Annotated in this window: 10 protein-coding genes and 1 tRNA gene; 8 read left to right on the top strand and 3 right to left on the bottom strand. The window is 72.9% G+C overall.

The window, feature by feature from the left end; translation table 11 throughout:
* Positions 1-7 precede the first annotated feature (7 nt).
* Positions 8-613, bottom strand: coding sequence for a histidine phosphatase family protein (locus OG574_RS29195; protein WP_326775628.1), 606 nt, complete (start codon positions 611-613; stop codon positions 8-10).
* A gap of 224 nt (positions 614-837) precedes the next feature.
* Between OG574_RS29195 and OG574_RS29190 the strand changes: the two genes are divergently transcribed.
* The 7 genes from OG574_RS29190 to OG574_RS29160 all read left to right on the top strand — a co-directional run bounded on the left by OG574_RS29190 (position 838) and on the right by OG574_RS29160 (position 7,155).
* Positions 838-1,815 carry a phosphatase PAP2 family protein gene (locus OG574_RS29190; RefSeq protein ID WP_326775627.1) on the top strand — a complete coding sequence of 326 codons (978 nt, stop codon included), beginning with the start codon at positions 838-840 and terminating at the stop codon, positions 1,813-1,815.
* On the top strand, positions 1,766-2,917 hold the full coding sequence (locus OG574_RS29185; protein WP_326778662.1) for a hypothetical protein: 1,152 nt from the start codon (positions 1,766-1,768) through the stop codon (positions 2,915-2,917). Before OG574_RS29190 ends, OG574_RS29185 begins: the two co-directional genes overlap by 50 nt.
* Complete coding sequence (locus OG574_RS29180) at positions 2,908-4,506, top strand: hypothetical protein (protein ID WP_326775626.1); 1,599 nt, start codon at positions 2,908-2,910, stop codon at positions 4,504-4,506. The genes OG574_RS29185 and OG574_RS29180 overlap by 10 nt, the downstream gene beginning before the upstream one ends.
* A complete protein-coding gene (locus tag OG574_RS29175) occupies positions 4,503-5,879 on the top strand; it encodes an AAA domain-containing protein (protein WP_326775625.1) in 1,377 nt (458 codons plus the stop codon). Before OG574_RS29180 ends, OG574_RS29175 begins: the two co-directional genes overlap by 4 nt.
* Before the next feature lie 88 nt (positions 5,880-5,967).
* Positions 5,968-6,321, top strand: a complete 354-nt coding sequence (locus tag OG574_RS29170; RefSeq protein ID WP_326775624.1) for a hypothetical protein — start codon at positions 5,968-5,970, stop codon at positions 6,319-6,321.
* A gap of 143 nt (positions 6,322-6,464) precedes the next feature.
* Positions 6,465-7,091 (top strand): bifunctional DNA primase/polymerase, encoded by a 627-nt coding sequence (locus OG574_RS29165; protein WP_326775623.1) that lies wholly within the window; start codon positions 6,465-6,467, stop codon positions 7,089-7,091.
* A tRNA-Lys gene (locus OG574_RS29160) sits at positions 7,082-7,155 on the top strand. Before OG574_RS29165 ends, OG574_RS29160 begins: the two co-directional genes overlap by 10 nt.
* A gap of 217 nt (positions 7,156-7,372) precedes the next feature.
* Here the strand turns inward: OG574_RS29160 and OG574_RS29155 are convergent.
* Positions 7,373-8,680 carry a M6 family metalloprotease domain-containing protein gene (locus OG574_RS29155; RefSeq protein ID WP_100594060.1) on the bottom strand — a complete coding sequence of 436 codons (1,308 nt, stop codon included), beginning with the start codon at positions 8,678-8,680 and terminating at the stop codon, positions 7,373-7,375.
* Positions 8,681-9,026: 346 nt separating this feature from the next.
* Between OG574_RS29155 and OG574_RS29150 the strand changes: the two genes are divergently transcribed.
* Positions 9,027-10,925, top strand: coding sequence for a putative bifunctional diguanylate cyclase/phosphodiesterase (locus tag OG574_RS29150; RefSeq protein ID WP_326778661.1), 1,899 nt, complete (start codon positions 9,027-9,029; stop codon positions 10,923-10,925).
* Between the two features lie 74 nt (positions 10,926-10,999).
* On the opposite strand, the gene OG574_RS29145 is transcribed toward OG574_RS29150, so the two are convergent.
* A complete protein-coding gene (locus tag OG574_RS29145) occupies positions 11,000-12,091 on the bottom strand; it encodes an LLM class flavin-dependent oxidoreductase (RefSeq protein WP_100594058.1) in 1,092 nt (363 codons plus the stop codon).
* Positions 12,092-12,174 lie beyond the last annotated feature (83 nt).

Below are 12,174 nucleotides of genomic sequence, written 5' to 3'. Positions count from 1 at the left end.
AGAGGCCCTAGCCCTCGTGGCCCGCGAGGTGGCCGATGTCGTTCCACGACTCGATCGCCGGATCTCCGTAGGCCCAGCCGAGGACCGACAGTGACGTCGGGTTGAGGCGGATGCGGGCCGCGAAGTCGAGCGGGAGGCCCAGCCAGCGCGCGCCGATGGAGCGCAGCATGTGGCCGTGCGCGAACACCAGGGCGTCGCGGTTCTCGGATCTGGCCCAGGCGACGACCTCGTCGGCACGCGCGGTCATCTGCTCCAGTGTCTCGCCCTCGGGGACTCCGTCGCGCCAGATGAACCAGCCGGGGCGCCGCTCCTGGATCTCGGCGGGGGTCAGCCCCTCGTACGCGCCGTAGTCCCACTCCATGAGCATGTCCCACTCGGCGGCCCGGTCGCCGAAGCCGGCGAGGTCGCAGGTCTCGCGCGCGCGGGAGAGCGGGCTGGTGCGCACCTCGGCCCCGGGGAGTCCGTCGAGGGGCGACCGGTGCAGACGTTCACCGAGGAGCTTCGCGCCGCGCCGTCCCTCTTCGAGGAGGGGGATGTCGGTCCTGCCGGTGTGCCGCCCGGACAGTGACCATTCCGTCTGTCCATGCCGGGCCAACAGGATGCGCGGTGCCATGGGTGACCTTTCCGAGGGCGGGTGAAAAGGGCTGCCATGTACCGATAAGTCAGGCCAGGCGCGCCCGCTCGTTCCATCATCGCTCACCCGGGATTCAGGCAACCTCCCGGGTGATCGTTGCGTCTTCGTGGGTCGGAGGCGCCCCTTCCAGGCGGACACATACACCGTAAAGTGAGCCACATGGCCACGGGCCGCCGTACACGGAGTTAAGGGGGAGCGGCGGGATGTCGCAGACCGAGGCACCGCCCACTGCGGCGACAGAGGGCGACCGGCTGCGCTGGTGGACCGAACTGCCGGTGCTCTTGCTGGTGTACGCCGCCTATTCGGCGGGCCGGCTCATGGTGCGCGGGGAGGTGTCGACCGCCGTGGACCACGGCCTCGCGATACTCCGGGCCGAGAAGGCACTCCATCTCAACCTCGAACACCCGCTGAACCGTCTCTTCACCTCCGAGGCCTGGATCGGTGTCCCCGCCGACTTCTGGTACGCCTCACTGCACTACCTCGTCACGCCGAGCATCCTGATCTGGCTCTTCCGCAGCCGCGCCGTCCACTTCCGCGCCGCCCGGACCTGGCTGATGACCTCCACCCTGATCGGCCTGATCGGCTTCGCCCTCGTACCGACCTGCCCGCCGCGCCTGCTTTCCCCCGGCCACGGCTTCGTCGACACCATGGCCCAGTACAGCTCGTGGGGCTGGTGGGGCGGCCAGGCGAGCGCCCCGCGCGGGCTCGGCAGCATGACCAACCAGTACGCGGCGATGCCCAGCCTGCACGTCGGCTGGGCGGTGTGGTGCGGGGTCATGCTGTGGCGCCACGGCCGTACGCCGCTGGTCAGGGCGGCCGGTATCGCCTATCCGCTGATCACCGCCTTCGTGGTGATGGGCACCGCGAACCACTACTTCTTCGACGCGCTCGCCGGGGTGGCCGTGATGGGCCTCGGTCTCCTGGTGAGCCGGCGCGTGACGCGGGCCGCGGACCTCGTACGGGCCCGGGTGCGCCGGGCGACGACGGCCGGTTCCGTACGGCCTCGCCGCACCTCTCCCGCCCCGGCCTCCACGGCGGCGTCCTCGATTGTCAGTGGGGAGTGCCAGACTTCGGCGGGTGAGCGAATTCCCCGACAGCGCAAGGTCAGTACAGGACCGGGCGGCGGCCCGGGTGCCCGCTCCTCCGACGCGGGGGACGGCGCTGCGGCAGCGGCTCGCTGAGCTGCGCGGCAGTGACATAGCGCCACGGGCACTCGACGCGCGGGCGCTGGCGGCGCTCGCCGCGAACCCGGGGTGCAGGCGACGCGCGCTGCTCGACGGGGCGGGCGTCGACAAGGCGCTGCTCGCGGACGCGCTCGGGGCGCCGTCCGGATTCGGCCAGTCCCAGTTCGCGTTCATGCGGGGCAACGCGTTCGAGGCGAAGGTCAAGGCCGACGGGGGCGCTGAGATGCTCCGGCTCGTGCACGAGCGCATGGGCGGCGGGCCCGAGCCGGTGCCGGGCGAGGCGCGTACGCCGGATCTGACGGCGGTCGGACCCGAGGGCCGCACGGCCCGCACGGCGCTCGCGCTGCGCGAGGCGACGGCGGAGGCGGCCGGTTCCGGCGCCTGGACGTTCCTCGAGCACCCGATGCTCGCGCTCGACGTCGCGGGCACCCCGGCCTTCCTCGAACCGGACGCGGTGGTCGTGCACCCCGACGGGACGTGGACGGTCGTCGAGATCAAGTCCTTCCCGATGATCGACGGCAGCGCGGACGCGGCGAAGGTCGGCGCCGCGGCCCGCCAGGCCGCGGTGTACGTGCTGGCCCTCGAGCGGGTCGCCCAGCACCTGGACCCGGCGCCCGAGGTCAGGCACCGGATCCTGCTCGTCTGCCCCAAGGACTTCAGCAACCTTCCGGCGGCGTCCGCCGTCGACGTACGCAAGCAGCTGTCGGTGACGCGGCGGCAGCTGGAGCGGCTCACCCGCATCGAGGACATCGCGGACGCGCTGCCCGAGGGCACCTGCTTCGACGTCACGCGGCCCGCGGAGGAACTCACGGAAGCGGTCGAGTCGGTGCCCGCGACGTACGCGCCGGAGTGCCTGGCCGCGTGCGAGCTGGCGTTCCACTGCCGCGACCGGGCCCGTGAGGAGGGCGCGGTCACCTCGCTCGGCCGCGGCCTCCGCGCCGAGCTGGGCGGTCTGACCACGGTCGACGAGGTCCTCTCGGCGGCCCACGGCCACTCCGGCGATCCGCTGGACCCGGCGGTCGCCGCGCTGCGCCGGGCGGCGTGGCTGCGGGCCGAGGCGCTCGGCGCGCACGGAGAGGCGGGGCCGGCATGCCGCTGATCAACGATCTGGCCCGCCTGGAGGCCGTGCAGAGCGGGCGCGCCCAGCCGGTCGCGACCGTGCGGCACCGCCATCTGTCGCAGCGCCCCCTCGTCCTGGTCCCGCTGATCACGGCCGGTGAGGCGGGTGCTCCGCTCGGCGCGCTCGTCGGCACGGAGCGCACCTCGCCCCGGCTGCTCGTGGTGCCCCAGCCCCGCGACCGTGACCTGCGCTTCGCGTTCCTCGCCGAGCTGGCGGGGATCGTCCTGCCGTACGTCGACGGGTTCGCGGCCGACGTCGAGGCCGCCGAGCGCGCCGAGACGGACCCGACGACCGGCAAGCGGGTCAAGGTGGAGGTCGAGCTGTGCGCCGACGCGCCCCAGCTGATCCTGCCGAGCCGGTCCGGCATCGAGTTCGTGCGGCTGCTCGGGCGCTCGATGCGGTTCCGCCGCACCGCCGAGCAGGAGCCCGAGGCGCCCTATCCCGCCCCGCCGCACGTCCCGCTGCTGGGCCGCTGGCTGACGCACTTCGGGGAGCGGGCCAGAGTTCCCGGTTCCGCGCTCCTGCTCGCCATGACGGACCTGCTGTCCCGGCACTGGGCGACGGGCCAGTCCACGCTGGAGGACCAGCATCTGGGCGCGCTGCTCGCCTGGATCGAGGCCCCGGAGGGCGCGTCGGGCGCCGAGGCCGCGCTCCGCGCCGAGCTGGCCCGGGACAAGGACGGCCAGCTCGTCTGCCCGCCCGCGGGCCCGGCCACCGACCCCGCGTTCGACAACAAGCTGCTGGCTCCCGCGATCGAGCGCTACGACAAGGCCCGCACACTGCTGGCCGCCGCCGAGGACGGCATCGAGGCGGACGCGAGGCTCGCCGCGCTGACGGCGGCCGAGCGCGACATCCACGCGCTCGTCGACAGCCGCACCCGGCCCACGTGGGACGCGGTGTGGCGCGGCCTGGACGCGCTGTGCACGTTCCCCGAGGGGCCGCGCGCCGCGGAGCGCTGGACGCGCGACCGCTGGTCGTTCACCGGCCACCGGGACCGCGTCGCCGCGGGCGAGCCGCCGCAGCCGCGCCGCGACGACGCGGTGACGGCGGCCAACAAGCTGGCGACGCGCGAGCGCGAGCAGGCCAGGCTGGACGCGCAGGAGGCGCTCGACGACCCGCTGGTCATGGCGGGCCGCCGGCTCACCGGGGAGGCGTTCGCGGGCGAGGTGACGGAGTCGGTCCCGGCGTACAACGAGAAGAACCGGCCGCGCCCCCTGATCACCGTCCGCACCGACGACGTGCCGCATCTCGGCGAGCGCACGAAGGTGTACCGCTCGCTCGACGGCAAGCCTCAGGCCGCGGAGTTCGTGTCGTACGACGCCGGGGGCGGGGTCGTCCTGCGCGTCCTGGACAAGATGGGCCGCGGCAAGGAGCCGGAGCCGGGATCCGTCCCGGAGAAGGGTGACCAGGTGTGCTTCACGCTCTTCGAGCACGAGCAGCGGGGCGGTCCGAAGCTGCCGGACCCGGAGGAGACGCCGTGGACGCACGGCGGCCCGCCGCGTACGGACAGTTCGGGTGTGCCGGTGCCTGAGGCGCCGGACGCCGTGACCACGGAGGATCTGCTGTGACGGCCGCACCGCATGCGCCCGGCCGCTCCGGCACGAGCGGCGACGCCCCGTTCGACCCGGGGGCGGCGGCCGGCCGCGCCACCGACGGCATCCTCCGCGACACCCTGCACGGCACGGCCCGCGGCATCGTCGTGGACTCCCCGCCCGGCGCCGGGAAGTCGACGCTCGTGGTCCGGGCCGCGCTCGAACTGGCCGAGGCGGGCCGCCCGTTGATGGTCATCGCGCAGACGAACGCGCAGGTCGACGATCTCGTCCTGCGCCTCGCCGAGAAGAACCCCGAGCTGCCCGTCGGGCGCCTGCACAGCAGCGACCCCGACCCGTACGACAAGGCGCTCGACGACTTGACGAACGTGCGCAAGTCGACCAAGGCCGGTGATCTCGCGCCGTTGCCGGTCGTCATCTCGACGGCCGCGAAGTGGGCGCACGTCAAGGACATCACCCCCTGGCAGCACGCCATCGTCGACGAGGCGTACCAGATGCGCTCGGACGCGCTGCTCGCCGTGGCGGGCCTGTTCGAGCGGGCGCTCTTCGTGGGCGACCCGGGCCAGCTTGACCCGTTCGCGATCGTCGGGGCCGAGCAGTGGGCGGGCCTGCCGTACGACCCGTCGGCGTCCGCCGTGACGACGCTCCTGGCGCACAACCCCGAGCTGCCGCAGCACCGGCTCCCGGTCTCCTGGCGCCTCCCGGCGTCCGCCGCGCCGCTGGTCTCCGGCGCGTTCTACCCGTACACACCGTTCCGCAGCGGCACGGACCACGGCGACCGCAGCCTGGGGTTCGAGGTCGCCTCCGACGGCTCGGGCCCGGACCGGGTGATCGACGAGGCGGCGGAGTCGGGCTGGGGCCTGCTCGAACTCCCGGCGAGGCACACGCCCCGCACCGACCCCGAGGCCGTACGGGCCCTGGCCCAGGTGGTACGACGCCTGCTGGACCGCGGCGGGGCCACGGTCTCGGAGCGCGGCCCCGACCCGTCCCCCCTCACGGCGGACCGCATCGCGGTCGGCACGGCGCATCGCGACCAGGCCGCGGCGGTGCGCTCGGCGCTCGCGGACCTCGGCGTCACGGACGTCACCGTGGACACGGCGAACCGGCTGCAGGGCCGCGAGTTCGACGTCACGGTCGTCCTGCACCCGCTCTCGGGCCGCCCCGACGCGACGGCGTTCCACCTGGAAACGGGCCGCCTCTGCGTCCTGGCCTCCCGCCACCGCCACGCGTGCATCGTGGTCTGCCGCGCGGGCGTCCCGGCCCTGCTGGACGACCACCCGTCGACGGAACCGGTCCAGCTGGGAGTCACGGTGAAATTCCCGGACGGCTGGGAGGCGAATCACGCGGTACTGGCCCGCCTCGCGGAACACCGGGTGGAGTGGATGCCTTGAGGTGGGAGGGCGCTCTTGCGGGCCTGCGGAGAATAGAAGGTGGACCCGGCGGCGACGTGGGGCTGCACACCGTACGAGGAGGAACATCATGGCCGAGCCCGAGCGGGCCCGTACCGAGAGGCGGATGCGTCCGGCCCCGCTGCTCTTCGAGCCGGCCGAGGCCGCCGCGGACCCGGAGCACTTCTTCGACCTGGAGGCGATCGAGGACCCGCGCGAGTTGCTCACCCGCGCGACGGAGCTGGCTCTCGCGTTCCGCGCCGCGACCGACCGGTCCGTGGAGTTCCAGGCCCTGGCGGCGGCCCAGCTCGCCGACCCGCGCCGCTTCGACCGCCTGACGCCCGCGGCGATCGCCGAGCGGGCGCAGTGGACCGAGGACTACGCGAAGAAGATGGTCGAGTTCGGCCGCGACCTGATGCGCGGGCCGGCCGAGAACCGGCCGTAGCGGAACGCGGTAGCAGTGCAACCGCACCCGTAAAGATCCTTTGGCATATGCCGTGGGGCAAGATACTCCACCCCGCCCCCTCCTGTCCCCATTTCCGGCAACCCTGGGAAGTCGCGCGCTCACGCCCGGTAGATGTAAGTGCCATGAGCGCCACACACTCCCAGAACAGCGCCGGCCGGCTGGCCCGGTCCGACCGATTCGACATCGCGGGCGCCACCCGGGAGGGCGCCGCGTGGCTCGCCTCGGCGGGAACGTATCCGCGCAGCACTCTCGCGTTATGGGAGTCCCGGCCGGACGCCCCCGTGGTGCTGCCCTGCGGTACCGCCTTCGACGTGGTGAACGTGCCGTCGATGTTCGGGCGCCGGATGCTGGACGCGCTCTGGGAGGACGGCCCCGGCTCCGGCCCGGTCGCCGCGCACCGCGGGCGCATGCTCCTGTTCGCGGCCCCCGGCACCGCTCACCGGTTGCCCTCGCTCCTGGAGTGGGAGGAGTGGGGCCCGGCGGTGCCGCCGCTGCTGTGCCACGGAAGCGGCGACGCGGTGACCGTCCCGCCGCCGGCCGGGGGCGCCGACCACGCCGGGGGACCACGCGCCGACTCGCGCTGGGTGGTCGCCCCCGACACCCTCCACCCATGGCTGCCGGGACCCGAGGTACTGCTCTGGGCCTGCGTCCGCGCGGCCCGCGCGAGCACCAAACCTTCAGTGCGGATATCGATTTTTCCTGGCCCGGATCAGGATGCTAAGGTCTACGACGTCAGCAGGCGCCGCTAGCTCAGTTGGTTAGAGCAGCTGACTCTTAATCAGCGGGTCCGGGGTTCGAGTCCCTGGCGGCGCACAGACACAGCGAATGCCCTCCACGCGAGTGGGGGGCATTCGCTATTTGCGGGCCGGCCCCGACTCAGCGAAGGCGGCTGGGGGTCCGGGGGTCATCCCCCGGGAAGACACAGCATCAGCGGGTCCGGGGTTCGAGTCCCTGGCGGCGCACAGACACAGCGAATGCCCTCGCGAGAGCGAGGGGCTTCTTACGTATGCCGGTGCCTCCCGGAAGGCGTTCAGCCCTTGCCCACACCCACCTTCACCGTCCAAGCCCCCGACCGCGTACGCCCCTCGACCTTGATCCGTACGTTTTCGCCCGGCACCCTGTAGCTCTCGCCCACCCGTACCGGTGCGTCCGCGAGCGCCGGGTACACCGAGTCGCCGAAGCACGCATCCGTGTCGGGATGTGCGTCGAGCACCTCGACCGGGCCGTGGCCGGAGGCGGTCTCGCTGCGCACCCGGTAGACGAGGATGCCCTCGGAGCACGTCGCCGCGTCGTTGCCGTCGGCGTCGCGGGCCTCCAGGGCGATCGCGCTGTCCTCCCCGGTGCGCACGACGGCCAGCTTCGTCCCATAGCCCGAGCCGAACGGCGCCCCGTTGGTTCCGGGCGCCGCGCCCGGCCGCGCGGGCGCGGACGCCAGGGGTTCGAGGGTGACCCGCCGGCTGCTGGTCACGCACACCACCTGCCGCCGGTCCAGCCACCCCAGCTTCCACTTGTGCCAGCCGAGGAAGTCGGGCGCGAGCCCGAACTGACTGCCCATGACGTCCCAGTCACCGACATACGTGTCCCAGTCACCCTTGCCGTCGGTCGGCCGATGGTAGAGGTCCGGCAGGTCGAAGACGTGGCCCGTCTCGTGGGCGAGGACGTTGCGGTCGGGCGGGTGCTGCTCGAAGACGGTGACGATGCGCTTGATGTCCGTACCGTCGGCCCGCATCGGCTTGTCGAAGTTGACGACCTTCGTGGCGTCCGAGTCGACGCCAGGGGCGTCGGGGTCGGCGACGAAGTAGACGACGTCGAACTTCCTGAAGTCGGTGTGCCGGTCGGCCGTGTGAAGGGCGTCGCGCAGATAGGCGCCGCGGTGCGCGGCGTCCCAGTCGCGCTCTATGGCGTACGAGGTCGAGCTGTGCGGCATGCGGAGCCAGCGGCGCTGCGGGTGCGGGACCAGGTGGAACTTCCCGTAGGAGGCCCGGTCGTAGAAGTCGCTGGTGGCGGGGAAGTAGTCGGCCGTGAGTTCCTTGGGGGTCGTCGTCGGCCGCGCGTCGGGGAAGGACAGGAAGACCATCACCGCGTTGAGGGTCCTGACCGGGCGCGGATAGGCGCGGTTCCAGGTGTCGAGGCCCTCCGAGTGGTGGGCCGCCGTGCGCTCCAGCGAGCAGGGACCCGCGTAAGGGGCGGAAATCGCGGGACCCGCGACCAGGGACGTGGCGGCCATGGCGGTGAGCGCGGTGAGAGCCGCACCGACGGAGCGCAGGCGCGGTCTCTCCACTCCCCCGGGTGGCAGCGGACGCGGCAAGTCGACCTCCGGATCGGGAAAGCGGGACACCCAACCCAGAGTGTGGGGATTTGTAGTACTGCGCCCTGTTTATCTGGCCCGGTCGAGTGAGGGGGCGACACCCCGGGCGGTCACAGAACGTCACGCGCGATCGCGGGAGGCCAGAAGCTGTGCCGGCCACGAGCAGAAACGATCTGCCGGCTACCCCGGGATGCCGCCGAACCGGCGGATCGGGCGGGCAAGGCTGGCTCGCGCCTCGGGGCTGCCTCTATGATCGGCACACTTTCCTGCGCGGGCCCGGCTGCGAAGGCCGTTCGCCACCCAGGCTGTGATGACCCGGGAGCAACCCTCCCGGACCCCCGGAACGACTGCACTGCAGGAGCGAGCGGTGAGCGGAATGTCCGAAGGGCCGACGACCGCGGCCGACGCGGCGCCCGACTCCACCCGCCGCGCCGTCACGGAGAGTTCCGCAGCGGTGGCGGCGCCCTCGCACGCCTCCGCCCCCGACTCCGTACTCGCGGGCCAGGACGCCCGGGCCCACGAGGCGCTCGGCACCGCACCCCCTCCCCCGCCGGCGTCCCCGCCCGCCCCCTACCTCTCGGCCTTCCTCGCCGCACCCCTCGCCCTGGCCGTCGTGGACCGCCGGGGCCAGGTGATCACCGCCAACACCGCGCTCGCCGCGATGCTCGGCGTGGAGGACCCCGGCGGGCTCACCGGGCACACGGCGGCGGAGCTCGTGGACCTGGTGTCCGACTCCCGCACCTGGCACACGTACCGCGAGGTGCTGCGCGGGCGGCAGGCGCGGCTGACGTGCACCCGCAGGATCAAGCACCCCGACGGGCACTCCGTGTGGGTCCAGGTCACCGTCTCGCCGGTGCCGGGCGGCCGTACGGTGCTGCTCTCCCTCGCCGACATCAGCGCCCGCCGTGAACTCCAGGCGCGGCTGCGGCACTTGCAGATGCACGACCCGGTGACCCGGCTGCCGAACCGCACCCTGTTCTTCGAGCGGCTCTCCGCCGCGCTGGAGGCGGGCGCGTACGACGGGGCGGGCAGCGGACGGATCGGGCTGTGTTACCTCGACCTCGACGGGTTCAAGGCGGTCAACGACTCGCTCGGGCACGGCGTCGGGGACCGGCTGCTCGCCGCCGTCGCCGAGCGTCTCACGCGCTGCGCCGACCGGATCGGCTACGGCCATGGGGCGGCGGCCCCGCTGGTCGCGCGGCTCGGCGGCGACGAGTTCGCGCTGCTCGTCGAGGACTCGGCCGGCACGGAACAGCTCTCGGCGCTCGCCGAATCGGTGCTCCGTGCGGTCCAGGAACCGTTCGACCTGTCGGGGCAGCGGCTCGCCGTGTCGGCCTCGATCGGGGTCGTGGAGCGGCACATGGAGGGCACTACGGCGACGGGCCTGATGCAGGCCGCGGACACCACGCTGTACTGGGCGAAGGCCGACGGCAAGGCGCGCTGGACACTGTTCGACCCGGAGCGCAACGCGCACCGGATGACCCGACAGGCCCTGTCGTCGAGCCTGCGCCCCGCGGTGGAGCGCGGCGAGTTCGTCCTCGAGTACCAGCCGCTGGTGAATCTGGGCGACGGGGTGCTGCGCGGCGTCGAGGCGCTCGTGCGGTGGGATCACCCCCAGTTCGGAATGCTCACGCCGAATCGGTTCATCGGACTGGCCGAGGAGGACGGCTCGATCGTGCCGCTGGGCCGGTGGGTCCTGCGTACGGCGTGCCGGCAGGCGCGCAGCTGGCAGCTGGAGCACCCCCGGACTCCGCCGGTCTATGTGAGCGTGAACGTGGCGGTGCGTCAGGTGTGGGACTCGGACCTGGTGGCGGATGTCGCCGAGGTCCTCGCGGAGACCGGACTCGCCCCGGAACTCCTGCAGTTGGAGCTGACCGAGTCGGCGGTGATGGGCTCGGCGGGCCGCCCCCTCCAGACCCTGCAGTCGCTCAGCGACATGGGCGTGCACATCGCCATCGACGACTTCGGCACCGGCTACTCGAACCTCGCGTACCTGAGCAGGCTCCCGGTGTCGGTCCTGAAGCTGGACGGCTCGTTCGTGCGCGGGTTCCAGTACGACGAAGGGGGCGAGCACGCGACCCCCGCGGACGCCGTGATCGTCGAGGCCATGGTGCAGCTCGCGCACCGGCTCGGCCTCACGGTCACCGCCGAGTGCGTGGAGACGGCGGCGCAGGCGGCGCGCCTGCGCCAGATCGGCTGCGACACGGGCCAGGGCTGGCTGTACTCGCGCCCGGTGGCGCCGGATCGTATCTCCGCGCTGCTGACGGCTTCCTGACGGTTCCCGACAGGTCGGGAAAAGACGCGGGGTGCCGCCTCCCCCCGTGCGAGGCGGCACCCCGGTCGGCCGGGTCAGGCCTGCGGCAGCCCGTACGCGTCGGCGACGAGTTCGTACGAACGCAGGCGGATCTCGGCGGTGTGGGCGTTGGCGGTGAGCATCAGCTCGTCGGCTCCGGTGCGCTTCTGCAGGTCGTCGAGGCCGGCGCGGACCTCGTCGGCGGTGCCGTGGATGACGTTCGAGTTCCAGCTGTCGACGAACTCCCGCTCCATCGGGCTGAATTCGTAACGCTCGGCCTCCTCGGGGGTCGGTACGAGGCCGGGGCGGCCGGTGCGCAGGCGGACCATGTTGAGGGCGGCCGCGAGAACCTGGCGGCGGGCCTCCTTCTCCTCGTCCGCGGCGAGCGCGGAGACGCCGATGAGGGCGTACGGGGAGGACAGAACCGCCGACGGCTTGAAGGACTCGCGGTAGAGGTCGAGGGCCGGGACCGTGTTCTGCGCGGAGAAGTGGTGCGCGAACGCGAAGGGCAGGCCGAGGACGCCGGCGAGGCGGGCGCTGAAGCCGGAGGAGCCGAGCAGCCAGATGGGCGGGCGGTGCGGGGACTGCACGCCGCCGGGGGACGTCGCCTGGACCGGGCCCGGGACCGCGTGGATGCGGGCGTAGGGGTGGCCGTCCGGGAAGTCGTCGTCGAGGAAGCGGGTCAGCTCGGCGAGCTGCTGGGGGAAGTCGTCGGCGCCCTCGTTGAGCCGGTCCGTGCGGCGCAGGGCGGCGGCCGTCGCGCCGTCGGTGCCAGGGGCGCGGCCGAGGCCGAGGTCGATACGGCCCGGGGCCATCGCCTCCAGGGTGCCGAACTGCTCGGCGATGACCAGGGGCGCGTGGTTGGGCAGCATGACGCCGCCCGAACCGAGGCGGATGCGCTCGGTGTGGGCGGCGAGATGGGCCAGGATCACGGCCGGGGACGAGGACGCCACTCCGGGCATGGAGTGGTGTTCTGCGACCCAGTAGCGGTTGAACCCGCGGTTCTCGGCCAGCTTGGCGATCTTCACGCTGGTGCGGAGGGCGTCGGTGGCGGTGCGGCCGGCGCCGACGGTCACCAGATCGAGGACCGAAAGGGGCACGGGGGCGGCGCCCTGGGCGGTTGCCCGGATCTCGTCGTTTCCGGCCACTGAGTCCTCCTGTAAGTACGGTGCTGTCTGCGCCCGGACTTAACGGAGGATGGCTCCGGTTTATTCCGGACCCCTTGATCCGG

Origin of the sequence: Streptomyces sp. NBC_01445 (assembly GCF_035918235.1) — a bacterium.
GTDB lineage: Bacteria > Actinomycetota > Actinomycetes > Streptomycetales > Streptomycetaceae > Streptomyces.
The sequence above is the reverse complement of the archived record's forward strand: the minus strand, read 5'-3'. Positions and strand labels throughout refer to the sequence as shown.